This window comes from Clostridium sp. LXY-7 (genome assembly GCF_056172015.1).
In genome coordinates this window covers 523813-550766 of record NZ_JBLLJL010000001.1, presented here as the reverse complement: position 1 = coordinate 550766, position 26954 = coordinate 523813, and the positions used below count along the sequence as shown (strand labels likewise).

20 protein-coding genes are annotated in these 26954 nt (G+C 29.6%); 6 read left to right on the top strand and 14 right to left on the bottom strand.

The window, feature by feature from the left end; all coding sequences use genetic code 11:
* Positions 1–113: 113 nt before the first annotated feature.
* Complete coding sequence (locus tag ACI48Q_RS02635; protein ID WP_474917487.1) at positions 114–809, top strand: response regulator transcription factor; 696 nt, start codon at positions 114–116, stop codon at positions 807–809.
* Between the two features lie 85 nt (positions 810–894).
* Here the strand turns inward: ACI48Q_RS02635 and ACI48Q_RS02630 are convergent, their stop codons facing one another.
* Positions 895–1791, bottom strand: a complete 897-nt coding sequence (locus ACI48Q_RS02630) for an NUDIX hydrolase (protein ID WP_474917486.1) — start codon at positions 1789–1791, stop codon at positions 895–897.
* Between the two features lie 182 nt (positions 1792–1973).
* On the opposite strand from ACI48Q_RS02630, the gene ACI48Q_RS02625 reads away from it, so the two are divergent.
* Positions 1974–2744, top strand: coding sequence for a peptidase MA family metallohydrolase (locus ACI48Q_RS02625; RefSeq protein ID WP_474917485.1), 771 nt, complete (start codon positions 1974–1976; stop codon positions 2742–2744).
* 56 nt (positions 2745–2800) lie between these two features.
* Here ACI48Q_RS02625 and gltS read toward each other — a convergent pair whose 3' ends face one another.
* The 7 genes from gltS to ACI48Q_RS02590 form a co-directional block, all read right to left on the bottom strand.
* The gene (gltS, locus tag ACI48Q_RS02620) at positions 2801–4012 is read right to left on the bottom strand and encodes a sodium/glutamate symporter (RefSeq protein ID WP_474917484.1); all 1212 of its coding nucleotides are present in this window, start codon (positions 4010–4012) and stop codon (positions 2801–2803) included.
* 115 nt (positions 4013–4127) lie between these two features.
* On the bottom strand, positions 4128–5009 hold the full coding sequence (locus ACI48Q_RS02615; RefSeq protein WP_474917483.1) for a response regulator: 882 nt from the start codon (positions 5007–5009) through the stop codon (positions 4128–4130).
* Positions 5010–5015: 6 nt separating this feature from the next.
* Entirely contained in the window at positions 5016–6272 is a 1257-nt protein-coding gene (locus ACI48Q_RS02610; RefSeq protein ID WP_474917482.1) for an ATP-binding protein, read from the bottom strand.
* A 223-nt stretch (positions 6273–6495) separates the two neighbouring features.
* Positions 6496–7329: a polysaccharide deacetylase family protein gene (locus ACI48Q_RS02605; RefSeq protein ID WP_474917481.1), complete on the bottom strand. Its 834-nt coding sequence runs from the start codon at positions 7327–7329 to the stop codon at positions 6496–6498.
* A gap of 96 nt (positions 7330–7425) precedes the next feature.
* Positions 7426–9015 (bottom strand): amidohydrolase, encoded by a 1590-nt coding sequence (locus ACI48Q_RS02600; protein ID WP_474917480.1) that lies wholly within the window; start codon positions 9013–9015, stop codon positions 7426–7428.
* 18 nt (positions 9016–9033) lie between these two features.
* Positions 9034–10476: a DEAD/DEAH box helicase gene (locus ACI48Q_RS02595; RefSeq protein WP_474917479.1), complete on the bottom strand. Its 1443-nt coding sequence runs from the start codon at positions 10474–10476 to the stop codon at positions 9034–9036.
* A 141-nt stretch (positions 10477–10617) separates the two neighbouring features.
* Complete coding sequence (locus ACI48Q_RS02590) at positions 10618–11580, bottom strand: DHH family phosphoesterase (RefSeq protein ID WP_474917478.1); 963 nt, start codon at positions 11578–11580, stop codon at positions 10618–10620.
* 243 nt (positions 11581–11823) lie between these two features.
* Here ACI48Q_RS02590 and ACI48Q_RS02585 point away from each other — a divergent pair, with 243 nt between their 5' ends.
* Positions 11824–12552, top strand: coding sequence for an HAD-IB family hydrolase (locus ACI48Q_RS02585; protein ID WP_474917477.1), 729 nt, complete (start codon positions 11824–11826; stop codon positions 12550–12552).
* Positions 12553–12563: 11 nt separating this feature from the next.
* Here ACI48Q_RS02585 and ACI48Q_RS02580 read toward each other — a convergent pair whose 3' ends face one another.
* Entirely contained in the window at positions 12564–14330 is a 1767-nt protein-coding gene (locus ACI48Q_RS02580) for an ABC transporter ATP-binding protein (RefSeq protein WP_474917476.1), read from the bottom strand.
* Complete coding sequence (locus tag ACI48Q_RS02575) at positions 14327–16072, bottom strand: ABC transporter ATP-binding protein (protein ID WP_474917475.1); 1746 nt, start codon at positions 16070–16072, stop codon at positions 14327–14329. The genes ACI48Q_RS02580 and ACI48Q_RS02575 overlap by 4 nt, the downstream gene beginning before the upstream one ends.
* 440 nt (positions 16073–16512) lie before the next feature.
* Here ACI48Q_RS02575 and ACI48Q_RS02570 point away from each other — a divergent pair, with 440 nt between their 5' ends.
* Together ACI48Q_RS02570 and ACI48Q_RS02565 are read left to right on the top strand one after the other, a co-directional pair.
* Complete coding sequence (locus ACI48Q_RS02570; protein ID WP_474917474.1) at positions 16513–17850, top strand: TldD/PmbA family protein; 1338 nt, start codon at positions 16513–16515, stop codon at positions 17848–17850.
* Between the two features lie 13 nt (positions 17851–17863).
* Positions 17864–19102, top strand: a complete 1239-nt coding sequence (locus ACI48Q_RS02565) for a metallopeptidase TldD-related protein (RefSeq protein WP_474917473.1) — start codon at positions 17864–17866, stop codon at positions 19100–19102.
* A 175-nt stretch (positions 19103–19277) separates the two neighbouring features.
* Here ACI48Q_RS02565 and ACI48Q_RS02560 read toward each other — a convergent pair whose 3' ends face one another.
* The 3 genes from ACI48Q_RS02560 to abc-f form a co-directional block, all read right to left on the bottom strand.
* A complete protein-coding gene (locus tag ACI48Q_RS02560) occupies positions 19278–20264 on the bottom strand; it encodes an MBL fold metallo-hydrolase (RefSeq protein WP_474917472.1) in 987 nt (328 codons plus the stop codon).
* A gap of 168 nt (positions 20265–20432) precedes the next feature.
* Complete coding sequence (locus ACI48Q_RS02555) at positions 20433–22154, bottom strand: methyl-accepting chemotaxis protein (protein WP_474917471.1); 1722 nt, start codon at positions 22152–22154, stop codon at positions 20433–20435.
* A gap of 182 nt (positions 22155–22336) precedes the next feature.
* Positions 22337–24217, bottom strand: coding sequence for a ribosomal protection-like ABC-F family protein (gene abc-f / locus ACI48Q_RS02550; protein WP_474917470.1), 1881 nt, complete (start codon positions 24215–24217; stop codon positions 22337–22339).
* 639 nt (positions 24218–24856) lie between these two features.
* On the opposite strand from abc-f, the gene ACI48Q_RS02545 reads away from it, so the two are divergent.
* Positions 24857–25546, top strand: coding sequence for a YjgB family protein (locus ACI48Q_RS02545; RefSeq protein WP_474917469.1), 690 nt, complete (start codon positions 24857–24859; stop codon positions 25544–25546).
* Between the two features lie 111 nt (positions 25547–25657).
* Here ACI48Q_RS02545 and ACI48Q_RS02540 read toward each other — a convergent pair whose 3' ends face one another.
* A complete protein-coding gene (locus tag ACI48Q_RS02540; protein WP_474917468.1) occupies positions 25658–26953 on the bottom strand; it encodes a metallopeptidase TldD-related protein in 1296 nt (431 codons plus the stop codon).
* Between the last annotated feature and the right edge of the window lies 1 nt (position 26954).

Sequence of the window (26954 nt, the reverse complement as noted above, 5' to 3'; positions counted from 1 at the left end):
TAGATCCAATAAATTATTTGATTTTTCCTAACTTTGCAAATATAATTATAATAAATGGTTATAATATTTGCTATAACTATTTTAAAAATACTATTTTAATTTATGGGGGAAGTATGAAGGATATAAGAATTCTCATTGTTGAAGATGAAGAGGCCATAAGAAAGCTAGTTTATAAAACCCTCTCTGGCTCAGATACTATAGTCTATCAAGCTGAAAACGGGGAACAAGCACTTGAAATGATAAATGATTATAAGTTTGATTTAGTTATATTAGATATTCTAATGGATGGTATTTCTGGTTACGATGTAGCTACTACAATTAGAAGCCATGACTTACATTTACCAATTATATTTTTAAGTGGACAAAAAGATGATAGTGATATAATTAAAGGCCTTAGTACAGGTGCAGATAATTATATAACAAAACCATTTAGTCCTGTTGTGCTTTTGGCCCAAGTAAAATCTATGATTAAACGCCATGGAGAACTTTTACAGCAGGATATATCTAAAGACTTTATAACTTATAATCCTTTTAAATTTGACTTAAAAAGCTACAAGTTTTATAAAAATGATGTAGAGATTAAACTTTCTTCAAAGGAAACCAAATTAATGAAATTTTTTATGGAAAATCCAAACCAAGTTTTTTCTAAGGAAGAAATTTATAAAAACGTATGGCATGATGATTGCGTTGATGAAAATAGCATCATGGTATATATGAAATATTTAAGAAATAAACTTGAAGAAATTCCAAATAAGCCTAAGTATATTAAAACTATATGGGGCATTGGCTACGAATTTTCTGTTAAATAATAATGATTTATATATTAATAAAAGTACTGATATGTAGAATTACCTATCAGTATTTTTATTTATTATATTAGAGCAAAGCCAACATTTAAAATCTTCCATGCCTATATCTGTATAATTTTTCTTCTTTATCTTTTGAATCTTCTTTTCTAACTCCTATTTCCTCTAAGCTACTAGAAATCTTATTTGAAAAAGTTGAGGTTACAAGTTCTTCTCCTAAAATAGTTTCATAAATCTTTTGAACTTCTCCAATAGTAAAGGCTTCTGATAATAAATTGAAAGCAATTGGTGTGTGATATAATTTTTCTCTTAATCTATCTATCGCTAAATTAATCATTTTCTCATGATCAAAAGCTATAGAATCACTGCTCTCTTCTTTTAATGCTATTGACACATCTAAGGGGTTAGTACCCTCTTTTACTTCATACCCTTCCCTTACACTATATTCTATATTAATTCCACTGTCTTCATTTAAAATTTTAAAATCATATATAGATTCTTCTCCAATAGATGATATCTTTCTCTTTTCTACAGTAAACCACTGAGCCTCTTCTGCATCATCTCCTGCTATAATATTTAATTTTAAATAATTAACTAATCCCATATAAGCTACACTAATAATTCTAGTTCTTGGATCTCTCCCCACATCTCCAAAGGTATAAAGTTGTTCCACATATATATTTTCTACATTTGTTTCTTCTTTTAACTCTCTTTTTGCTGCTTCATCTATATTTTCATCCATATTGACAAAACCACCTGGTATTGCCCATTGCCCTATACAAGGATGATCTTTTCTTTTAACTAATAATATCTTTAATCTACTATTTTTACCGCTGATATTAGCATCAACTTCATCCATAACTGTAAATAGTAACGTATCTACAGTTACTGCTGGTTTCTCATATTTATTAGCATCATAATCTTTCAAAAATTCATCTAAAGTTTCTCCTTTATTATTTTTTAGTATATTATCTAAGTTTCTCATAAGCTTCTCTCCCTTCACAAATTATTATAAACATCTATAAATAATATTATATTGTTATTATAAAAATCCTACAACAAACTTTGATCTCTATATATAAACATTACTTAAACTCTATAAATGTTTTTTTATACATCTTGTATATATTGTTCTTAAAGTTTAAGATATGATTGGGAGGTGAATAAATGAAAAATAAGCTATTAATTTTTTTAATATTTATAACTATGTTGTTACTTGTAGGATGCAGTCTAACTTCCACTTCATCTAATGAGAATAAGAATGGATTAAGCCTTAAAAAGGAAAGTAAGCATTTTAAATTTTATTCTAACGACAAAGATGTTGATTATATAGATGATTTGGATAGTATTCTAAAGGACAAGTATAAGTCAATAACAAAAGATTTAAATATATCTTTTAAAGATAAAATAGAGGTAGAAATTTATCCTGATATTGACAGCCTTCATAATGCCTTGGGAACCCCCAATGGAAATCATAGAATAGCTGGTAATGGCTGGAATAATAATATTAAAATAGTATCTCCATTGAATCCCGGTACTGTTCATGACTATAAGAGCATACTAGAAGTAGCTGCTCATGAATTTGCTCATGTAGCTATTTGTAATATAAACTCTGATTTAAACAGTATTCCAGTTTGGTTAAATGAAGGCTTTGCTACGTATACAGCAGAACAAGTGTCCACGGAAGGCGAGAGTGTAATTGTCCATTTAGTTAAAGAAAATATGCTCCCTACTTTAAATGATTTAAATACAAATTTTGATAATATCAAATGGAATTATTATATTTCATATTCTATTTGTGACTTTTTTATAAATACTTATGGGTATGAAAAATTAATTCAACTTATTAAAAGCCCTATGGATATAGAAAATATAACCGAACTTTCAATTGAAAATCTAGAGAAAAAATGGATTTCTTATATAAATGAACACTATTAAAATCATAAATTTATATTATAATTTCACAAAAATAAAAAGGCCTAGGCCTTTTTATTTTATTTAGTTAAAAAATTCATAAAAAATGTAATAAGCCCAGCGTTGATAAAGTCTATAAATAGGCTCCCTACTATTGGTACAATGAAAAAAGCTCTTGGTGCTGGTCCAAAGTTCTTAGATATAGCTTCCATATTAGCCATTGCATTTGGTGTTGCTCCCATTCCAAATCCACACATACCTGAAGCTATTACTGCAGCTTCATAATCTCTTCCCATAATATTAAAGCACACATAGTAAGCAAATAATATCATTAACACGGTCTGTACAATTAGCATTATTATTAGTGGTAATGCCAATCCAGCTAATTGCCACAGTTTTAATCCCATTAATGCCATGGATAAAAACAAGGATAATGCGATATTCCCAAGTATTTCCACCTCTTCTTCTACTATAGTGTATTTTTCAGTATAATCACATATATTTCTTATAATAGCAGCTGCAAACATTGCTCCTATATAAGGTGGAAATGTCATTCCTGTTTTTTGAAGTAGTTCCGAAATAATAGTTCCTAGTCCCATAGCTATAAGAATTTGTGCTGATGCTGTCATGAATTTTTCTGGAATCAACTCACTTGGTGCTGACAATTCTAGTGTTGCTGCAGTTTCTTCCTCTGCCAAATTACTTATCTGTTTTTTTGGTGTTACAAGATTATTTTTTTCAATTAATCTTTTGGCTATAGGTCCACCAATAATACTTCCAAATACTAATCCAAAAGTAGCTGCTGCGATTGCTACAGTTGTTGCACCATCTGCTCCTGCTCTCTCGAATACTGGTCCAAAAGCTCCTGCGGTTGCAGGACCTCCAACTAGTGGAACTGATCCAACACAAAGTCCTATAAGTTCATTTAAATTAAATAATTTTGTTAATCCTACGCCTAAAATATTCTGTAAAACTACAAGTATTATAGATATTGCTAAAAATATAAAAACTTGTAATCCACCTTTTTTTAACAATTTCAGGCTTGCTGTGAATCCAATCGTGGTAAAAAATGCAATCATGAAAATTTCTTGTAAAGTTACATCCATTTCAAAGGTTAATGTCCCTGTTTGCTTTAATACTAATGCTATTAAAGCAAATAATACTCCTCCTATTACTGGAGCTGGTATGAAATATCGCTCTAAAATATTCACTTTTCTTTTAATGCCTTGTCCTAAAAATAATACTATAACTGCTAAGGCCACGGTCTGAATCATGTCTAACTTCAAAAGCATTTTTTCCCCTCCTTATAATCATATACATAAAACATTATAAGAAGAAAACTACTAATACTATCAAAAAAATACTAAAATCCTCAAACATTTTTAGAATTTTCTAAAAATATCCTCATTAGTATTCTTTAGTCAATTTTATTATTATTCCCTCTATGAACTTCTTAGTATTAATTTTGCCTGGTTCCTCAAGAGGATTATTTATGTGTCTCATTTCTTGCCTTATCTGCTTGAAATCGAAAAGTAAGGTACTATATTCAAAAAATACATGATTATCATAATCATGGCAACCTATTTCTGCAATATTTCTAAAAGCTTTTTGAATTGTTCTTCTAATTCTTTGTTCTAAAGCTTTTTTATTTAAGATAACATTTGATTCATCCTCTTCTTTTACTTCTGCTCCCTCATATATTTTATGTAATTGATAAGTAGCTGAGGGATTTTTCTTTTTTAATTTCATTATTTCATTTATTATCCTCTGTAAATCCTTACTTCCTATCTCTCCTAATATTCCTATTTCACTAAAAATTTTTTCTATCTTTCCATCATCATATGCCTCTTTAGATGATTCCTTTACTTCTCCAATATCTGATAGCACATTCTTTATCCTCGCTAAAGAATTTTCTAAATCAATATTATTGCATATTCCTTTTAATACATTAATGACCTCTATACTATTAATAGGTTTATCTATAAAAAATAAAATCCCACTTTCATAAGCCATTGAAACCAACTTTTCATCTTCTATTTGAGAAATCATTACAAATTTTCCATTGTAACCTTTTTTAGTAGCAGATTTAACTATTTCAACTCCATCTACCGTTGGTAATAGTAAATCTACTAAAACTATATCTGCATTGTAAAACAAGATTTCTTCAACTGCATGCTCTCCACTCTGAAGCTCACATACAATTCTACCTAGTCCATTATTTTTTATTAATATACTCAACATTTTTCTAATATTAATATCATCATCTATAATTAAAAAAGTCTTTTCCATGTATAATCACCCTATTAATAATTCCTTATCAAATTTTAAAATAAATTTTGTTCCTATATTTATTTTTGAAATTACTTCAATATTACCACCTAACTCATCTATAATATTTTTTACATGAGCTAGACCTATCCCTGTAGATGCCCCTCCTGTTTCTTTATCGTATTTAGTAGTAAACCCCGGATTAAATATATATGGAATTATATCTTCTTCAACACCTATACCGCTATCTTTTACTTCCATAGAAATAAAGTTTTCTTCCTCTTTTACAATAATTTCGATATATCCATTATTTCCACATGCATCTATACTATTTACAATAAGATTATTTAAAACTCCAAATAAACTGTAGTATGGTTTTACTATAAAATCTTTTTCATATATAAAATCTATCTTTATATCTACATCACTTTCTTTAATATATCTTAAAGTATTCTCTTTAATTATATAAAATATGTTGGAAATCGACATTGTGTCTTCACTCTCTAAATCATCTATTAAACTCTCGAATCCCTTTAATACTCTGAAATAATCCTTTTTAATCTCATGAACTTCTCTAGCAATGTCTAGGGTTCTTTCCCTAAGTGCTTCATTATCTTTATACTCATCATAGATGCTATAGCTCTTTCCCATAACATCCTCTATATCTTTCATAGATTTTTTTAAATAAAACATCTCTGCTTGAATATTTGATATTAGTACATTCAACTGTGCATATCTTTTCTGATGCTCTCTATTTACGATAAATAATTTTTGTTTATTATAGATTAAATACATGATATATGCAATTACACTTCTAATAATTGCAACTATAATGGCCATTTTAAATAATTCAAAGTTTAATTCATCTACTATAATAGCCTCAATTATATTACTTACACAATCAATTATTGTTAATAATATAATTGCAATAATTATGTCATCCTTATACTTCTTTAATTTAACTAACCAAATTAAAACACCATAGCTTATATAATAAATTATAGAAGATATATTATGCTTAATTCCTTCATATAAACTATAGTCTAAGAATCCTATATTAATTTCAGTTCTAACTAGAAGTACTCCTATACTGACTAATATTGCTAAATATATCTCTGACAAATCCTCCATCATTAATACTATTATATTAAATACAACTACTCCCATAGAAACTCTCAAGTCCATTCCCAAGGGGTAAAAATATATTTGAGCAGATAATACAATAATTATGGATATAAAAATATAGTTCTTCGTTTTTCCATTGTATCTCTTTACCATATTCATATCCATCACTCACCTTCATTTATATTATCAGATTATTATACACTTTTTTTCTTATATAGAAAATCATATATTGTAGTTTTATCACTTTAATAGTTAATCACTATTTCCTTATATTTATATAAAATAAGACTCTATTTTAAATGTTTGTTGATTTTAGAACTACATATTATCAATATTATATTAAATCAGAACAAAATAAAATAGGAGCTATTGTCTCCTATTTTTACTTTGCTTTTTGGGTACCTTGCTCATCAATCTCAAAATTTTCTTTATATATGAGTTCTCCTACAGTAACAAAACTATAACCCTGTGATTTTAATTCCGGTATAAGCCGTTCTAAGTTCTCAGGCGTAAAGATTCCATCATTATGAAATAACACTATAGAGCCAGGTTTTACATTTTTTATTACTCTATTATACTCTCTGTCTAATCCTAGCTGTTTCCAATCAACACTATCCACATCCCATTGAACAGCTTCATATCCTAAGGACCTTATTATTTCTACTCCTTCTCTGGTATAGCTTCCACTAGGAAATCTAAAAAGTTTTGTTGTAACCCCTATACTTTTATTTATAATATCTTCTGTTTTCTTAACTTCACTAATCATTCTTTCTTTGCCTATTGCTTTAAAATCTGGATGAACAAAACTATGATTTCCTATTTCATGCCCTCTTTTATTAATCTCTTTTAATTTTTCACCATTCTCCTCCGGATATGTAATCCATTTGCCCATCATAAAAAATGTACACTTAATATTATATTTATCTAAAATATTAAGAATATCTGGTAAGCACTCTTTTTCTGCCCAATTTACATCAAAGGTAAATGCTATTTTTTTATCTGCCATATCCACCCTATATATAGGTTCATTAAGTATGGTATCTAGATTTTTAAATTTTCTATTATAGCTATCTTCTATTTTTGACATTTCATTGGTAGACCATATAGAACTTACTTCTAATGGACTTTCTAAAGCTGAAAAATACTCTACTATATTAAGTAGTAGCATAAGTAAAATTAAACTAAACATAAAACTTTTATTAAATCTATACCTCATATAAAAATTCTCCTTAATAAAAAGATTAAAAGCATAGTCACATGGCTATGCTTTAGTTTTCCCCATTTTATTAAGTTAATGCAAAATTTTATAATATTATATTTTATAAGCTATTTCTCCATCTACCATGGTAAACTCTGCTTTTATATTTCTAATTTCATCCTCAGATATTTCAAATATATCCTTATCTAACACTACTAAATCTGCCAATTTACCCACTTCTAAACTTCCTTTTATATTCTCTTCAAAGGAACAATATGCACTATCTATAGTGAACATCCTCAGAGCCTCTTCTACGCTTAATCTCTCCTTAGGCATGTATCCATTTTCTGGATGACCTTTTAAATCCTTTCTACATACTGCTGAGTAAATATTTTCAAAAGGATTAAAATGAACCACAGGTGAGTCAGATCCTCCTGATACTTTTATTCCACACTCTCTTAGAGTTTTAAATACGTAAGATTCCTTCGCCCTACTCCCTACTCTATCTTCTACTATATGCATATCATAATCTAAAAATATAGGTTGAATATATGCCACTACCTGTAATTTTTTCATTTTCTCTATAATGTCGTTAGCTGTGATTTGACAATGCACTATACCATGACGTCTTGTTTCTAAATCTTCTTCTAAACTTTCTAGAATGTTTAGATATAACTCCATAGCACCATCACCTATAGCATGAGCTGCTATTTGGAATCCATTTTCATGGGCATATTTAATATATCTATATAGCTCTTCTTTAGTATACAGAGAGATTCCTATATTATTCTTATCATCGCTATAATCATCTCTTAATAAAGCTGTTCTTCCTCCTAATGAACCATCTAGCAATAGCTTGAGAGGTCCAATTTTAATAAAATTATCTCCCTTGCCAGTTTTATATCCATTTTTAACAAATTCCTTAAACTTCTCTTCATTAAGGAATAAACACTGTTCATAAACTCTAACCTTGAGGTTTCCTTCTCGATATAACTCTTCATAGGCCTCAAATACCTTTTTATAATCACTTCCTGGCATAGCATCAAAATCATCTGTTTGAACGGATGTAATTCCATAACTTAATAACTCATCGCAGGTCTTACTAATCATATCCTTCATTTCTCCTAGAGATGGAGGTGAAATGACTCCAGTAAGAATATTTATTGAATCTTCTTTGAAAATTCCCTTTTCTAGCTCAACATTAGAATTATTTCTTAAATTTTCAATATTTAAATACTCTAATGCCTTTGAATTACACACTGCAATATGCCCACATACCCTAGAAAACATTATTGGTATCTCTGTTGATATTTGGTCTAAGTCATCTTTATTTATGAATCTTTTTTCCTTAAGCTTATCTTGATTCCATCCTCTTCCTAATAACCACCTACTGTAATTTTTTTGTCTGGTATTTATGATTTTAGTGACTTCCTTTTTTATTTCTTCAATAGAGTCATATTCTCCAAGCTCTAATTTATAAAAGTTATATCCATAATTTAATAAGTGCATATGGCTATCATTTAATCCTGGTATTATTACTTTACTTTTTAGATCAATAACATTCTCATAGGAGTGTTTTACCTCACTTGCTTCTTCATTACTACCTAAAAAGTTAATAGTATTATCCTTCACTCCTATGGCATCATAAAAATTATTCTTTGAATCCAATGAAGCTATTTTCCCATTAATAAACAAAATCCCCATATAACATCCCCCTCAATTCTATTGTCTAGCTTTTTCTACTTTTAATTTTTTACCTTTTATAGTCATTTTATTTAGCTCATCTATAACTATTTTACCCTTACCATTTAATATATCTACATAAGATACATTATCTTGAACATCTATGATTCCTATATCCTCTGGAATAACTCCTTCTATACTGTTTATTGTCCCAGCTATATCTCCTGGTCTAATTTTCTTCTTCTTTCCCCCATTTAAATATATCTTAGTTATATTATTGTTTATCTTTTTACCCTTTTCTTTTTTACTTTTGGGCTTTCGAACAAGATATTTTATAGCTTCTTCTTTCTTTTCCTTTACCTGATCTTTTGTAGGTAATTCAAATTTTTCTATGGAAAGTCCTATGTATTCTTCTATGTCACTTAAAAATTTATCTTCATATTCAGTTACGAAAGTAATGGCTATTCCCTTGGCTCCTGCTCTAGCAGTTCTTCCAATTCTATGAACATAAGCTTCCTTCTCCATGGGTAAATCAAAATTTATAACATGAGTGATTCCTTCTACATCTATTCCTCTTGCTGCCACATCTGTGGCTATTAGTAGCCTAAAATCTCCTTTTTTAAAGTTATTCATGGTATCAAGTCTTTCCTTTTGTAACATACCTCCATGAATTTTATTAACTGAATATGTTTTTTGACTTAAGTTATTGAAAACTCTATCTACATTATCTTTAGTTCTACAAAATATAACTGCAGTTTCTGGTGTTTCTGTAATTAATATTTTATTTAACTCTTCTATCTTATACTTCTCATCTACTTTATATAATTTATGTTCAATATTATCTGTTATAAGCTTTTGAGCCACTATTTCAATACTTAGTGGTCTATCCATATATTTTTCACAAAGCCTCTGTATCTCTTCTGGTATAGTTGCTGAAAAAAGCATAGTAACTCTTTTTTTAGGCAGTGTTTTAATTATAGCTTCTACTTGAGAAATAAATCCCATATTTAACATTTCATCTGCTTCATCTATAATCAAATATTTTATATTATCTACATTGAGAGTTCCTCTATCTATATGATCTAATACCCTCCCAGGAGTACCTACTACCATATGAGTTTTTTGTTTAAGTTCTCTAGTTTGATCTGAGAATGGTTGCTTACCAAATACAGATACAACTCTTAACCTTTTAAATCTACCAATATTAGAAATGTCCTCTTTAACCTGAACAGCAAGCTCTCTAGTGGGAGTTAGAACTAATGCCTGTGGCTCACTTTCTTCCCACCCTATTGTCTCACATAATGGTATTCCAAAGGAAGCTGTTTTACCGCTACCTGTTTGAGATTTTACTATTACATCTACATTTTTCAAAATCTCTGGAATAACCTTTTTTTGTACATCTGATGGTGTTTTGTATCCTAGTCCTTCTATTGCTCTCAATATATCTTCACTTATTTCAAAATCCTTAAAATCATTGTTCATTATTTTTGCTCCTTCGTGTATTAATCATGTATATTATTCTACCATAATATCAAATAAATAATTTACCAACTTTATTATTAAATTGTGTTTCAAATAAATATTGAAGCCAGATTTTATACCCATTTAGAACATAAACTATAATTAGTTTTGAAAATTTTTACAGTTGTTATCAAAATCTATAATCATTTTATCTACCACATCCCAACTTGCTACAGTGGCTCCTGCTGCTAACATATGTCCGCCACCACCATATTTTGCTGCTATATCATTAACTCTTGGTCCATTAGATCTAAACTCACACATTATCTCTCCTGTAGAAGATTTCTCCACAAAAAAATGCCAATTAATTATACCTTCACAATCTTGAAGGGCATTTACCATTCTAACTGCTTTTATACACTCCATTCCATACTTTCTCAAAATTTCATTTGTCACCTTTAAGTAAGCTACTCCATTCTCTGTTTCTTTGAAATTTTCGTATATGTAACCTAAAAATTTAAGCTCATTTTTTTCTCGTCTATACATGTTAGAATATATTTCCTTAGATTCTATATCATAGCTAATAACTGGAAGCTTTTTAAATAATTCTGTAGCATTATCTAAATAAGCAAATCTTCCTGTATCCCCTATAATTCCTGTAAATAATGCCTTTCTTCCGCTTTTACCTATACTCAGTTTTTCAATACTATTTATATATAAATCTAATATCATCTCACTACAAGAAGTATAATTAGTATCTACCCATGTCAAATCCTCAAAAGGGACATCAAACGGTTTATGGTGATCTATTTTAATCACATATCCGCAGTTAAAAAAGCTCTGATTGTCTACTCTCTCTTTATTGGATACATCCAGTATTATACCTAGTGTTTTCTCGTCAATCTTCATCTCCTCTTCTTTTCCCATTTCTCCTATATATCCTAAAGCTAGATTGTGTTCTCCCAGTAAAACTACTTTCTTATCATGAAATGTACTTTCTATAATATCCTTTAACCCAGTCTGAGAACCATAGGAATCAGCATCTGGAAACACATGCCTATATATTGCTATATTATTATATTCCTTTATCTTTTCTACTATTTTATTTATTATTTCAATATTCATTTCTTATCCTTCCTTTCTTATAATTATTGACTATAAGTCTTAAATTATTATAGAAATCACTTTAAAATTTCTTTTCACAGTTTTAATTCTACACTTTAAATTTTTCTTCTGTAGAAAACAATATATTTTCAAAAATTATTTTCTACTCTCAATAGAGAATATCTAAAAGCATTTTTTGACATCCCACGATTATATGATATAATATAAAGTTAAATATATTATTAATTGTTAGGAGTATAAATTATGGGAAACATAGCAGCATTTTTTGATATTGATGGAACAATATATAGAGAAGGACTAATAACTGAAGTTTTTAAAAAGATTATCAAATATGAATTAGTAGCAGAAACCAAATGGTATAGTGAGGTTAAACCTGCATTTATAAAATGGGATAAGAGGCAAGGAGACTATGATACCTATTTACTAAAGATGGTGGATATATATACTGAAGCTATAAAGGGTATAAGCAGATACCATATAGACCATATAGCTAAAAAAGTAATTGAACAAAAAGGGGATAGGGTATACACTTTTTCCAGAGAAAGAATTAGATGGCATAAAGAACAAGGTCATATAGTAATTGCCATTTCTGGTTCTCCTATAGAACTTGTTCGAGAAATGTCCAGCAAATATAATATGGATGATTATAGAGGTTCTATATATTTATTAGATGAATCAGATAGCTATACAGGTCATATAGTACCTATGTGGGATTCTGAAAGTAAGCAAAAAGCTCTTTTAGAGCTTAAAGAAAAACATAGCATAGATTTAGAAAAAAGCTATGCCTATGGTGATACCTCTGGAGATTTTACAATGTTTAAAAATGTAGGAATTCCCTACTGCATAAATCCAACTCGAGAGCTTTTACAAAAAGTTATGGAGGATGAAGAAGTGAAAAATAAAATCAAAGTTGTAGTTGAGAGAAAAGATGTAACCTACAACCTTGATATTGATACAATACAATTTTTATAGGGATGTGCAATCTAAAGTTGCATTCCCCAAATCTTTCTCATTTCTTCACAATTGTCTAGTAAATCTTCCAAATTCCCTTGTGCTTCAATGGTTCCATCTTTCATTACTATAATATTATCAGCATTTTTTAATGCTACATGTCTATTAGAGACCACTATGCAAGTGGTATTCTTCTTTTCAAGCACCCTATTCCAAAGTTTAATCTCTGTCTCTATATCCAAAGCACTAGATATATCATCAAAAATATATATTTGAGCTTTACGTGCAAACATACGAGCAACTGCCACTCTTTGTCTCTGCCCTCCTGATAATTTCACTCCTTTAGATCCTATTATAGTTTCTACCCCATGTTCAAAGGTCTCTATGTCTTTTTCCAGTACTGCTGAGTAAATGATATTATTTAAATCTACAGTATTATCATCTAATCCCAATAAAATATTATTCTTTAAGGTATCACTAAATAAATTAGGAATTTGGGAGGTATAAGAGCTAATTGGAGGCCTGAAAAATCTTTCATTATTCTCTATGTTTTTCCCATTCCAACATACCTCTCCACTAATCATAGGCAATACTCCTAGAAGAGTTTTTATAAGTGTAGTTTTACCTGAACCTATCCTTCCAGTAATAACGGTAAACTGTCCCTTCTTAACATTAAAATTTATATCCCTGACTCCATTTACTTCATTATACATATAGGCTAAATCCTTAACCTCTAGATTCATTAAGCTCTCACACTCATCACTAATATTATCTTTAGGAAGTTTCCCCTTTAAATATAGTGAATTATGCTCAAGTAACTTTTCTTCATCCATAGCTCCTAAAAGCATAAACATTCTTTCAAACGCAATGCCCCCCTGCTCATACTTTGCTAAGAGGATACCAAAGAAGTGAGTACAATCTGCTACAAAGGTTAGATAATACACAAACAATGAAAAATCTCCTACACTAAAGGTTCCAGCTCTCATATATTTACCAGCCAAAAGTAAAATTAATCCTGTACCTATATTAACTGTATTATCATATATAGCATCCATAATTTTATTTAATATCTTATCTTTCACCATATATTTGTGTCTTTGTTTATTTAAGCTATTCAAGTTATCAACAATATAGTCCTCATTTCCAGATACTTTAATAGCTTGTATGGAGTTGAATATCTCTCCTATTGCCCCTGATACATCTCCAGTGACTTCCCTTGCATTTTTTCTATATTTCTCTATATACATCCTAGCTTTTTGTGATAAGACTATGACTAAAACTAATGGTGCAAAAACAAATAAGGTAACTCTTACATTTATACTTAGTAAGATTATAATTGCAACGACAGAAAAAGCAATTTCTCCTATTAAATCCAAGGTCCAGCTTATGGTATTTTCAATTTCATCTATATCATCTCTAAAACAATTTATAGCCTCTCCTAAAGATGTTTGAGTCTTTTCTAAAGGTGCGTTTAACATACATTCTAATAAATTCCGTCTAATAAGTGCACTCATATTAAATCTGTGTATAGTATCAACTCTTCCACCGATCTTTATAATTAAAGCTCTTGTTAAGGCCACCATAATAATAAGTGCAGTAATCCATAAAATGTCCTCATTTATTTCCCCTTTAGAATTGAGAACATCAAAAAATTCTTTCGCTAATAGTCCTGGTATAAGAGGTGCAACATGAATTAACAACCACAAAATACAATTTATTGTGTAAAGCCATGGCCTATATTTTATCATCTTCCAAATATATTTAAAGGTTGGAATCTTTTTTCTTTTTTCTTGTATCATACTAACACCTCCTCAATGCCCTTTTGAAGTAAGCTATAAAACTTTGAATTCATATCCTTTGATAATTCCATTCTTGAACCACATTCGACTATAGTTCCATCTTTTAAAATTAAGATATTATCAGCTCTATCTAAAGTTTGTAATCTATGTGCAATTATAATACAAGTTCTATTATTTAATAATTTATTTAATGCATTCTCTATTAAACCTTCTGTTATTGGATCTAATCTTGAAGTAGCTTCATCTAATATAACAAGCTTAGGATCTTTCAAAAATACTCTAATAAAAGCTAAAAGTTGTGCCTCTCCTGCTGAAAGCCCACTTCCTCCATTATCTAACATAGTATCCAAGCCCTTAGAAAGTCTATTGAACCATGGCCTTAATCCCACATCCTCAATAATATCTAGTATATCTTCATCTTTTATATTAGGGTTAAATAAGGTAAGATTTTCTCTAACTGTGGCATGAAAAATTTGTACCTCTTGAGTTACGTAACTTATACTATTTTTTAAATCCTTCTCACTTATATCCTTTAAATCTTTATTATCTATTAATATATTTCCGCTGGTTGCATCATAGAGTCTTACAATTAATCTAGCTAAGGTTGTTTTCCCACTACCTGTATGTCCTAATACTCCTAATACTGTATTCTGAGGTATGTCTACTGTTATATTTTTAAGAACTGCATCTCCTTCTTCATAATTAAATGACACATCCTTTATTGACAATTGTGCAGGCTGCTTTAAATCTAAGACATCATGTCCATAAACTATGCTACTTTTAGTGTTGATTAATTCTCTAACTCTTCTTATACTAGCTTCAGCTTTTTGCAAATCTTGCATTTGAGATTTTATTTCATCTAGAGGATTAACCATAAGCTCTGTATAATAAAATATGAGATATACTGTTCCAAAACTTATTATAGAATTCTCATAAAGATAAGCTGATAATAGAAGTGCCATTGCGTTGCCAATAGCAAATATGACTAAATTAGCCATCCACATATGATAATAGCTACTGACTGCCTTTATCTCCACAGGAAGCATTTTTCTAAACCTACTATATAGCCCATTCATGGTATATTCCTTGGCTCCGCAGGTTTTTATATCTTCGATGCTTGTAATTTGCTCCCCTAGAAACCCATAGAGCTTAGCATTATTTTCTCTCTGTTCCACCCAGTACTTTGAAGATTTCTTTTCTATATATGTCATAATAATCATGGCTAAAATAGCAAAAGCGGTTAAAGTAATACCAATTCTCCAATCTTCTTTCAGTAGCATTACAAGAATTCCTATAAGCAGCATTAAGTTAGTAGATAACTCTAGCATAAAGGTAGAGAAAAATCTAAATAAGGCATTTATATCTCCATCCACTCTTTCTATAAGCTCTGCCGCTTGATATTTTTTATGAAATGCCATATCTAAGTTTATACAATGTTTTATTAAGTCTACTCTCAAAGAATTAGTAGCTGTCCACCCTACATTTTCACTTATATAGGTGGATACAATTATAAGACCTTGTCTAACAATAGCAAATCCTATAAAAAATATAGCAGCTATTATTAAATTTCTAATTCCACTTCCTTTTTCAACCTCATCTATGAAGTATCTAATAATTTGAGGATTCACTAACTGTAACCCTACATTCACTATCAATATAGCTGTTAATACTAACACATTAAGCTTTTGTTTTTTTAAGTACTTATATAATAGTCCTAAATATTCTCTTAATGGTAATTTCATTTTCTCACGTCCCTTCTAATTTATACTCCTATATTAATTTCAAAAATTAAAAGCCACAGGAGAGATTACACCTGTGGCACAAAATAAAAAGCCACAGGTACTAATAACCTGTGGCGTAAAGCTCATTTCAACTTATAAATATGTATAAACACACTTAACTACAAATTCTACAGGTCACGGAATTATATTCTATTAATTTAAAAGTTAAACTTCTAATGTTTTTCATTATTCATGACCTCCTTTAATTTGTAATTTCATTTCTATATTTTATACTATATGAATTTATTCCATAAGTCAACTGTTTTTCAATTTAATGTAATGAATTGATTTAACACTTTGTTAACTATAAACCTTTATTCCTATACCTTATAATTATTTTACAGTTATGTAATAAATTTATCATTTTTTTATTCTAACTTATAAATAGAGGAGGTTTTTAAATGTTTAATTTTCCTAAAAATCTATACTGTGATGTTCGTATAGAAGACGTATTTGAAACTAAAGTAACTTATACCTTAGGAATACTTGAAGAAGCTAAAGTTAAAACCTATAAAGGTGCCTTTATAAGAATTTTTGATGGCAACAGATGGTATTATAACTCCATATCTAATTTGGATAGAATTCAACAGGAAATAGATTCCCTTACCACATTTGCGACTCCAAATGATAGTATATACCAACATGATATAGTTAAAAAATTACAAGCTAATGAAGACTGTGTCTTAAAATATGTAGATAATAGTATTTCTAATATAGCTATTGAAGAAAAAAAGTCTCTATTAAATAAATATTTACCTTTTATAGAAGGTAATAAATACCTGTCTAATTGGAAGTTTAAATATGTAGATAAAAAAATAATCAAGAATTTTTATTCAAGCAAAGGTGCTAATTTGACCTTTGATACTCAAACTGTTGGATTTTCAATGCCTATGAATTTTGTCCATGAGGATAAAAGATTCTCTCATAGCTTCCAGGTAGCTGGTGATAATTTTGATATATTTAAAGATAGTAATAATAAATTAGCTCTAGATATTGAAAAATGTGAAGATGCATTATTAAATTCTGAACCCGTTAAACCTGGTAAATATACTGTGATACTTTCTCCTCTTGCAGCAGGTATTTTTGCTCATGAGAGCTTTGGACATAAAAGTGAAGCTGATTTTATGATCGGTGACGAAGCCATGAGAAAAGAATGGACAATAGGTAAAAAAGTTGGAAGTGAACTGCTTTCAATTGTTGATAGTGGAAATATTTCTGGCAGTGGCTACGTTCCCTTTGACGATGAAGGTACTAAGTGTAGCAATACTTATCTAGTAAAGAAAGGTATACTCACTGGAAGGCTCCACAGTTCAGTTACTGCAAGTTCTTTAGAAGAAGATGTAACCGGAAACGCACGTGGTATGGATTTTGAGTTTGAACCTATAGTAAGAATGACAACCACCTATATTGAAGGTGGGGATAAAACTAAAGAGGAGCTAATTTCTGAAGTAAATGAAGGTTTATTAATAGAAACTGTGAAACATGGTTCTGGAATGTCTACATTTACCATAGCGCCTAATCTAGCCTACCGAATTAGACATGGCAAGCTATGTGAGCCCGTAAATATTGCCGTTATATCAGGCAATGTTATGAAAACCTTAAATGAAATTGATGGTCTATCTAATGAGGTTGAAATACTTTCCTTTGTAACAGGAGGTTGTGGTAAGATGGAGCAATATCCTCTTCCTGTAGGTTTTGGTGGGCCATATGTAAGAGTAAATAATATAGATGTTCAATAGGAGGGGTATTACCATGATTAAAGAAAAATACATCCAAAAAGTAAAAGAGATTTCCCTTAATGTTACTGGTGGTAAAATAGATTCCGTAAGAAGAAAAAATATAGAAAAAACAGGTATTAGATTATATGATACTAATTATATTGGTACAGCTGGTGCTCTTGGTAATTACAATGAAGCTGAACTAGAGGATAAAGCTAAAGAGAGCCTTAATAATAAGATTTCTTATGAGTATTCAGTTCAGAAGGATTTAGTTAAAGTTGAAGATTTTTCTGTTGAAATAATAGATGAAGCTAATATAATAGGAGAGTTTGAAGCTACTTTAAATAATATTACAGAGCATCAAGAAGATTTTAATTTTTTTGGTAAGATCAATGTCACCGAATATGAAAAGAAATTAGAAAATACAGAAACTCTTTCACTTTCATATAAGGATAGTCTTCTTGATTTCGGTATTATTTTCAAGGAAAAATCTTCTGTGAATATTATAGATGGTGACATATCTTTTTCTGGAAGAACTTATGATAGAGATTCATTATTAGACATGGTAAATAAAGTTTGTAATGGCTATAAAAATATAGTTTCCCTACCAGAAGGAAGAGTTTTCCCTGTTGTTTTCGATTCTAATAATACCTTACCGCTTATTAAATTTTATCAAGATCTACACGGTATTAGCTTTGCTACTAAAAGCTCTCTCCTTAGTGATAAACTTAATAAAAAGACCTTTAATGAAAACTTCACTCTACTTCAAACTAATAATCCGATGGATGTAGCAACCTGCTTTTTTGATGCTGAAGGAGTGGTGAATGAAAATTATAGAATTCCTCTAATTAAAAATGGAGTAGTCCTATGCCCCTATACGGATAAAAGGACTGCTAATAAATATAATTTACCACTAACAGGATCTTCTTCTAGTGATTATGATGGAGTTCCAGCTTTAGATTATCCTAATTTTAAAATAGTAGAAAGTGAAAAAACAGCTAGTGAATTATTAAACGGGGAATTAGGTATATTAATATCTATAGCTTCTGGTGGGGATTTTACTCCTGAAGGTAATTTTGCTTCTCCAGTACAGCTTGCCTACCTATTTGATGGAGAAAAGATTATTGGAAGACTTCCTGAACTTCAAATTTCTTCAAATGTATTTGAAATGTTTGGAGACAACTTTGTAGGCGTAAGTAAAGATAATATAAATTCTCTATCAAATAGTAAATATCTAATAATTAAAATGGATGTAAATTGCGAAACAATTTAGTGAAGTACAATCGGATCAGAGGTTACATTCAAGTGTTCCCTTTGTTCTCTGGAGAGAGAAGGTTTTGCGTATGCAAAAGTCATCTTTTCTCCAGAATTTTGAATGGCTTCTCTATTATCTAGTGAAGCCATTTTTCTACGCCTACGGCGTGTCTCTCTACCAAGTCGGTGAACACCTACCTACACCCTAGGTTTGCTATTTTATAATAAAGAACTCCATCCACATCTTCCTTTAAAACTCGTCCCTTATTAACAAGATATTCTAAATGAGCCATTACTTCTCCCGTAGCAAACCACTTCTGAGCATTGGGAAACTCCTCCCAACTATTACATCTTATTTGCCACTTCATTTTGGAAGCCACATCTTTAACTGTTAAATTACTTTCCTTAAGGATGTAGAGTATTTCTTCCACTCTCTCTTCATGATGGTTTATTAATTCTTCTATCCTAAGTCTGTAGTTTTCAACATTTTCTCTATGCGCTGTAAATAGCTGTTTTATTTCATAGTTATAAATCTTTTTTAAATTTTTAAGATATACATCTAATGCATCCATTTCAAAGTTCCAAAAGGTTATATTAGGAGTGATTTTATTTAAAATATGATCTCCACAGAAAAATAGTTTATGATTTTCTTCATAGATACCTATCTGGCCTGGAGTATGCCCTGATATATCCAGAATTTGAAAGCTATACTCCCCAACCTCTATTCTATCACCTTCATTTACATATTGAAATTCAATAGGTGACTTTGAACAAAACTTAAAACCTGGATTATCCTCTATAGAAACCCCTTCATTCTCTAATCCAAAAAGCTTTATTTTCTTATTGAAGGATTCCCAATACTCCATAGTTGTCATTTTATTTATAAGAGTTCCATCTTCCATACTTGCATAGACCTTAACTCCCATTTTATTTAATTCTGAAGCTAATCCTGAATGATCTGCATGAAGATGTGTTATAAAAAGTTCTGTTTTAGTTAAATCTAACTTCAACTCTTCAATACCTCTAAAGAATTCATTTCTACACTCTTCACTATTAAAGCCTGTATCAACAATTAAGTTCTTATTGTCCCCAATTATAATATGACACTTTAATGCCTTTAGTGGATTATTGGGTAATACTACTTCATTTATGTATATATTTTTATATACTTCCTTAATCATAATTCCCTCCATGATTTTCTACATCAACTATTACATTGTTCTTTTAAAAACTATATATTAAAGCTGACTAATATTTTAATGCTATACTTATATATCTAAACATTAGTATAGCATTAAAATCAATATTTAGATTTATATTTATATAGATTGCAATAATTTTATATTAATCTATATTTTAAATTTCTCAACTTCCTGTTTTAAATTTTCAGCACTACCTTTAGATTGTAATGCATAGTTCATTACTTCATTAGATTTATTGTTAACATGCATAACCTTATCTGTTATTTCCATGATTCCATCAGCACTTTCAGATGAAGCTACAGAAACTCCATCTATTATTTTAATAATCTCTTGGATTGAAGCTAGTAGCCCTTCAGATATAGAATTAAACTCAACTACAAGATTATCTATAAACTGTCCATCTGTACTATAATTTTCTGTAACTTCTAACATGGCTTTAAATTCATTATTTACATCTACTGACATAAATTTAAGTAATCCACTTGAACTGCTAGAAAGCCTATTTACAGCCTTTATAACTTTTTCAGTTATATCTTGTATCTGTGTTACAGTGTCCTTTGATTGTTCTGCTAGCTTTCTTATTTCTTCTGCCACCACTGAAAAACCTCTTCCTGCCTCTCCAGCTCTAGCAGCTTCTATTGCCGCATTCAATGCCAATAAATTTGTTTGTTCAGTTATATTCATTATTGACTCAGATAAAATACCTATTTCTTTTATTATCTTTGAATCTTCCATTGCATTTTCTAACTCTATTTTTGAATTCATAAATATCTCGTCAGTTTTTTTCATAGCATATGAGAACTCTAATTTTTTCTGCTCCGCTCTTTTACTAATTTTCCTTGCTGCTACAGCTCCTTCTTCCGATTTATTTGCTATAAAATATGCAGATCTTTCTATTTCTTGAGATGAGGCTGCCATTTCCTCTGAGGAGGCAGCTGTCTCTTCCATTCCTGCCGAAATTTCTTCTATAGTTGCTGATACTTGTTCTATATTTCCATTCAATTCATTTATATTAATATTAATATTCTCTACCACTTGATCTATACTATAGGATTCATTTTTAACGCTATCTATTAGAATGCTTAATGAACTTTGCATACTATCTATTCCTTTTAATATACTGCCTAATTCATCTTTTCTCTTTATTAATCTATTCCCTATTTTATTTGAAAAGTTTCCATCGGCTATTAACTTTAATTGTTTAACTGCTATATTTAGAGGTCTTGTAATATTCCTTACTACTATTATTGAAAATAATATACCTAGCCCCATGGCAATCACTAATAATGAAATATAAAGCTTTGACAGAAGTTCATAATCAGTGTCACTTTTCAATTTAGTATTGTTGGCTAATTTTTCATTATAGTCAGCTAAATCTGTAAGTTTTTCTCTGAAATCATTAGCTATAATTCCTTGAACCTGTTTCCATTGTTCTAGAGCTTCTTCTCTTTTACCTTGTAATGCAAGGTTAATTACTACTTCCCTTGCTCCTCTATACTTCTTTAAATCCTTTTCTAATGTTGCTAGCTTATCTTTTTGGTAATCATCTAGATTTATCTTTCTATATTTCTCTAAATTTTCATCAAAGGTTTTATCCCGTTTTAAAATATTATTATACTCAGTTTTCTGTTCATCTTGCTTTTCAACTCTTAAGATCATACTATATACACTAGCTTCACTTGCTCTATCTTGAGTTCTATTGTCATTAAGATGTTGAATTGCACGTAAGTTATTGTTGTATAAAGAATTTATTTCTTCATTTGATTTTCTAATTTCTACTAATCCTATAATTCCAACTATAAATATAAGTATCATCATAATTAAAGAGACCATAAATATTTTATTTCTTACTTTTAAATTGTTCAACACTTAAATTCCCCCCATTTCACAATGTTTCTTATCTCATTATGTAATTTTTTTGATTTATTGTCAAAACATATATTTTATTTGTGCTAAATTTTTTTATTATATTAATTTATCCAAAATTATTATTTTATTATTTTCTAACATAAATAAACTGTCCAGTATAAAATATATACTGGACAGTTTATTTAATTAATTGCCAACCATTTTTTCATAGCTCCCTCTAATTCATGTTCCAATTGAAGCTTTTCTTTATAGCATCTATCTATCTCTTCAAAATTTCCTCCTAAGGAATTCATTCTATTTTCAATTTCCTTAAGATTTTCCTCTAAAATTTCTATACTTTCCTCTAACTTTTTTCTCCTATTTTCAATTTGTTTTTCCTCATCAACCTGTCTAGACTTTTGGATCTTTTCCTTTTTTACTATTTTTTCTTCCTTAAATTTTTTCTTTTCATTATTTTTAGCTTTATAATACTCATAATTTCCTAGGTAATTAACAAATTTTTTATCCTCTAAGGATACTATTCTCTCACATATTTTATTCATAAAATACCTATCGTGAGATATGAAAAATATAGTTCCTTGAAATTCTAAAAGTGATTCCTCCAAAGTTTCTATAGAATCTATATCAAGGTGATTTGTAGGTTCATCTAGTATTAGAAGATTTACATCATGAAAAAGTAATTTACTTAGTAATAATCTACTTTTTTCTCCTCCTGATAAAGTCCCCACCTTCTTAAATACACTTTCACCAAAGAACATAAATTTAGCTAGATATTCTCTTGCCTTTCCTTCTAAAATTTCTATATCCTCTCTAAACCAATTAAGTACCGTCATATTGTTATCTTTAAAATTTATAACCTGTGGTAAATATGCGGCTTTAACATTAGCGCCAAGATTAATTTTTCCATAATCTATATTTTCTTCTCCTAACAAAATTTTTAAGAATGTTGATTTCCCACTACCATTAGGTCCTATAAATGCGACTTTCTCTTTATACCTTATTAACATATTGGCTTCTTTAAATAGTTCCTTTTCTCCAAAGGCTTTTGACCCACCTTCCACCTTTATTACTTCTTCTCCAGACCGTTCATTAATGGAGATATTTAGCCTCATATTCTGTTTTTCTGTAACTGGTCTATCTACTTTTTCCATTTTATCCATTCTCTTTTGCATACTAGCTGCTCTTCTGAAAAATTTTCCATTGTCTCCCCTTATAGCCCAATCCCTTAGTCTTTTAATTGATTCTTCCATAGAATCTATTTTCTTTTGTTGTTCTTTATAGGCTTCTAATTCTAATAATAGCCGTTGTTCTTTTTCATTAATATACGATGTATAATTCCCCATATAAGTTATACTTTCTAAGTCTTCAATCTCAACTATTTTAGTAGTTACACTATCTAAAAAATATCTATCATGAGAAACTATTAAAACAGTACCCTTGTACTCCCTTAAATATTCCTCAAGCCATTCTAAAGCTTCCATATCTAAGTGATTTGTTGGCTCATCTAGTATTAATATATCTGGATTTTCTAATAATATCTTTCCTAACATTACGGTAGTTTTTTCTCCACCGCTTAATATATAAAAATACTTATTCAAGAATTCCTCACTAAACTTCAATCCTGTGGAAACCTTACTAAGTTTTTCTTCCTTCCCATAGCCTCCCATGGCCTCATATTTATATTGCAATTCGCTGTATCTTTTAAGTATTCTCTCAAGTTCATTCCCCTCTACGGATTTCATCTTCTCCTCTAGTTCTTTCATCTCTTCTTCCATATTAAATAGATTACTGAAGGCGGCATTTAATATATCTATAACCTTATAATCCTTTTCATAGGTTGGCATCTGCTCTAAATATCCAAGGGTTGCACCTTTTCTTATAGAGATATCCCCCCCATCTATCTTCTCTAACCCTGTAATCAGTTTTAATATGGTGGTTTTTCCACTTCCATTTCTGCCTACAATACCTACTCTTTCTCCTTGCTGAGCCACAAAGGAAATATCCTTTACTACTAAATTTGCTCCAAAGTATTTCATTACATTATTTAATGATAATTCGATCATATAAACTCCTCCTTACCTTCTTAGGCTATACTTATTAATTAATTTTAGATTCAAATAAATATATCTAAATCTCTAGTAAGCGCTACACTTGCCCTATAACTGCTCAATGAATTTTCTATTCCATAGCTACTTTTCTAAATAAGTTTTTCTAAGCTTTAGAGGAGTACAGTATTTCTTTTAATCAGACTCCACCTGAAACTGAGGATTACTTGATATAAAAAATCTGGGCAAGCAATTACTTACCCAGACCTTACACTTTAGCTTAAAACAGCATAAAAAAACTGGGTAAGATTACACCTACCCAGATATTTATCTTATTTATTTAAATGCTTCTGGTAAAAGATGAATTACTTACTATTGTTTCAAATATGAAATTTTAGACGCACCTATCCCGTTAAATAAAGAATTTGCTGAAATTCTTATGGAAGTTGCTCTAACTTTTTTCATTTTATCAACAAAGCAAATATTCATATTTCTACCCTCCTTAATAAATTTGTAATATTATCACTTTAATTATAATATATAATAAATGTTATTACAATAATTAAAATATTTTTTATATTCTAAACCTATACTTTTTCTAAATATATACTTATATGTAATGTATTATGTATTGCTATAATAAAGGAGCCATGTTTTATGAAAAAATTTAGCATAATTTCCTTAACTATATTAGCACTAATTAGCATATTTACTACTGCATTTATTGTTTTAGATGGTAATATGCCTGATAAAGATATAAAAATTAGTGAGTCAACTCTAAAAAATTCTACTAAAAATTCCGATTCAATAGAAAAAAAAAGTTCCAAAAAGCCAAAACAAGAAAGTTCAGATAAAACTTCAAAATCGCCCTCTGTAGATTCACTTTTATCAGCTATTCTAACCAGTGCAGAAGATGGTAAAATTATAAACTGCGATTTTAAAGTTAAATATAATGTAATAGATGACATTGAAAAACAATGGGGAAAAGAAGATAAAAGTGACTATGTTAGCTTAGCGAAAGGTACTTATTTTACTTATGATGCAAAAAACGTTGTATTTGGATGCAATAAAGGAATGCAATTGTTTGAAATTCGTTCCTTTGATGAAACTTTGAAAAGTATAACTCTAGATGATACAATAAAATCTTTTGGTGAGCCACAATATGAAATTCTTACAGATAATAACGAAAAGATTATAGGTTGCAAAATTACAGAAGAGCTAAAAATCTTATTTGTATTTAAGGCTCCTACAGATGCAATGCCTAACCCTTCCCTTAGTCATTACTCAGTTCTATATCCAAAAGGCACTGTGAATTCAATGAGTGATGATGCTGGAAGGGAATGGTAGACGTATATCAATATAAAAATAAAACACTTAGGAGTTTTAGATTCTAAGTGTTTTATTTTCATTGCTTTAAACTTTCAATTATCTACATTAGTCGTTATCAACTGATAACTATCAATTTCCTGAAATATTGACCCCATTAATTTTCATCCAAGGTGTTATATAGCTTCCTGTATTTAAGGTTTCTTTTGATATGATCTCTATATTATTAAACATATCATATAAATTTGAGCTTATCATAGTTTCAGTTATAGCATATTTAACTTCTCCATTTTCAACATAAAAACTATTTTTTGCGACCCCTGCAAAATCTCCATTGGTAGCGGGCATTCCTCCTGAAAATCTTCCTAAAATTATTCCTTTTTTAGTTGATTTTATAATATCTTCTAGTGATTTATCTCCCTTATCAACCACTAAATTAAAATCTGTCTTTGCAACTTCTCTTCCTATTTTCTTTGCTGCATATAAGCCTAGCATGAAAGATTTTAATACTCCATTCTCTATTAGATTTATATTTTCAGTCTTATATCCATCCATAGTTATAAAACTTTTACAAGGAATTTCCTCACCTATAGGAACACATCTTACTGTAAGTTTTTCATCAGCTACTTTCTCATTTAATTTGTCTTTCAATATACTTGTGCCATTTATTAAAGCTCCATCTCCAAGAAATTTTATCTTATAATAATAAAGCATCTCAACTACAAGCTCTGGAGTCAAAATTATATCCCCTACAAATTTTTCTCCTATGCTCTTACAATGTAATTGACTAACTATATCTTTAAGTTTCTGCCTTACGTCTCCATATTCCATAAGATCATCTGGCAATTCTTTGAAAGAATACCCAAAATCTGTGAATGATGTAGATTTTCCACCTTCTTTAGCTAGAAAAACTATACTAGTCTCATATATTCCTTCTGTTATTTTAAACTCTATTTCATTTGAGTTCATGAAAATAATTTCACTACTATTAAACTCCATTACAGTTCCATCCATAAACTTAATTTGTGGAAACTCACTTTTTAATTTATCTAAAAATGAGCTTGTAACTCTATACATTTTCTCTAAATCTGGTTCATTATCTCCTTGATTAAATTCTTCTTTAGGTTGGAATTCTGCAATATCATTGCACTCATCAACTTCAGCTGATTCACACATATCCATAAGTTCTTTTATCTTTGCATTTATAGCATCTTCATCTATTTTATTCAAAGATATAGTAGATTTCTTTCCATCCTTTATAGCTACTAAGGCTATATTGGCATCTATAGTTGTCCTTAGAAGAGAGATGCCTTCATTGCCAAAGTTTAGTTCATACTTTTTACTATTTCTTAGAATACATTGGGCCTTATCTGCCCCTTGCTTAATTACATTATCTATACACCATAAGGCTAATTCTCTATTCTCCATA

Bases quoted from the DNA above. Each gene is read 5' to 3' on its own strand.
- ACI48Q_RS02635 (WP_474917487.1), top strand. From the start codon at position 114: ATGAAGGATATAAGAATTCTCATTGTTGAAGATGAAGAGGCCATAAGA.
- ACI48Q_RS02630 (WP_474917486.1), bottom strand. From the start codon at position 1,791: ATGAGAAACTTAGATAATATACTAAAAAATAATAAAGGAGAAACTTTA.
- ACI48Q_RS02625 (WP_474917485.1), top strand. From the start codon at position 1,974: ATGAAAAATAAGCTATTAATTTTTTTAATATTTATAACTATGTTGTTA.
- gltS (WP_474917484.1), bottom strand. From the start codon at position 4,012: ATGCTTTTGAAGTTAGACATGATTCAGACCGTGGCCTTAGCAGTTATA.
- ACI48Q_RS02615 (WP_474917483.1), bottom strand. From the start codon at position 5,009: ATGGAAAAGACTTTTTTAATTATAGATGATGATATTAATATTAGAAAA.
- ACI48Q_RS02610 (WP_474917482.1), bottom strand. From the start codon at position 6,272: ATGAATATGGTAAAGAGATACAATGGAAAAACGAAGAACTATATTTTT.
- ACI48Q_RS02605 (WP_474917481.1), bottom strand. From the start codon at position 7,329: ATGAGGTATAGATTTAATAAAAGTTTTATGTTTAGTTTAATTTTACTT.
- ACI48Q_RS02600 (WP_474917480.1), bottom strand. From the start codon at position 9,015: ATGGGGATTTTGTTTATTAATGGGAAAATAGCTTCATTGGATTCAAAG.
- ACI48Q_RS02595 (WP_474917479.1), bottom strand. From the start codon at position 10,476: ATGAACAATGATTTTAAGGATTTTGAAATAAGTGAAGATATATTGAGA.
- ACI48Q_RS02590 (WP_474917478.1), bottom strand. From the start codon at position 11,580: ATGAATATTGAAATAATAAATAAAATAGTAGAAAAGATAAAGGAATAT.
- ACI48Q_RS02585 (WP_474917477.1), top strand. From the start codon at position 11,824: ATGGGAAACATAGCAGCATTTTTTGATATTGATGGAACAATATATAGA.
- ACI48Q_RS02580 (WP_474917476.1), bottom strand. From the start codon at position 14,330: ATGATACAAGAAAAAAGAAAAAAGATTCCAACCTTTAAATATATTTGG.
- ACI48Q_RS02575 (WP_474917475.1), bottom strand. From the start codon at position 16,072: ATGAAATTACCATTAAGAGAATATTTAGGACTATTATATAAGTACTTA.
- ACI48Q_RS02570 (WP_474917474.1), top strand. From the start codon at position 16,513: ATGTTTAATTTTCCTAAAAATCTATACTGTGATGTTCGTATAGAAGAC.
- ACI48Q_RS02565 (WP_474917473.1), top strand. From the start codon at position 17,864: ATGATTAAAGAAAAATACATCCAAAAAGTAAAAGAGATTTCCCTTAAT.
- ACI48Q_RS02560 (WP_474917472.1), bottom strand. From the start codon at position 20,264: ATGATTAAGGAAGTATATAAAAATATATACATAAATGAAGTAGTATTA.
- abc-f (WP_474917470.1), bottom strand. From the start codon at position 24,217: ATGATCGAATTATCATTAAATAATGTAATGAAATACTTTGGAGCAAAT.
- ACI48Q_RS02545 (WP_474917469.1), top strand. From the start codon at position 24,857: ATGAAAAAATTTAGCATAATTTCCTTAACTATATTAGCACTAATTAGC.
- ACI48Q_RS02540 (WP_474917468.1), bottom strand. From the start codon at position 26,953: ATGGAGAATAGAGAATTAGCCTTATGGTGTATAGATAATGTAATTAAG.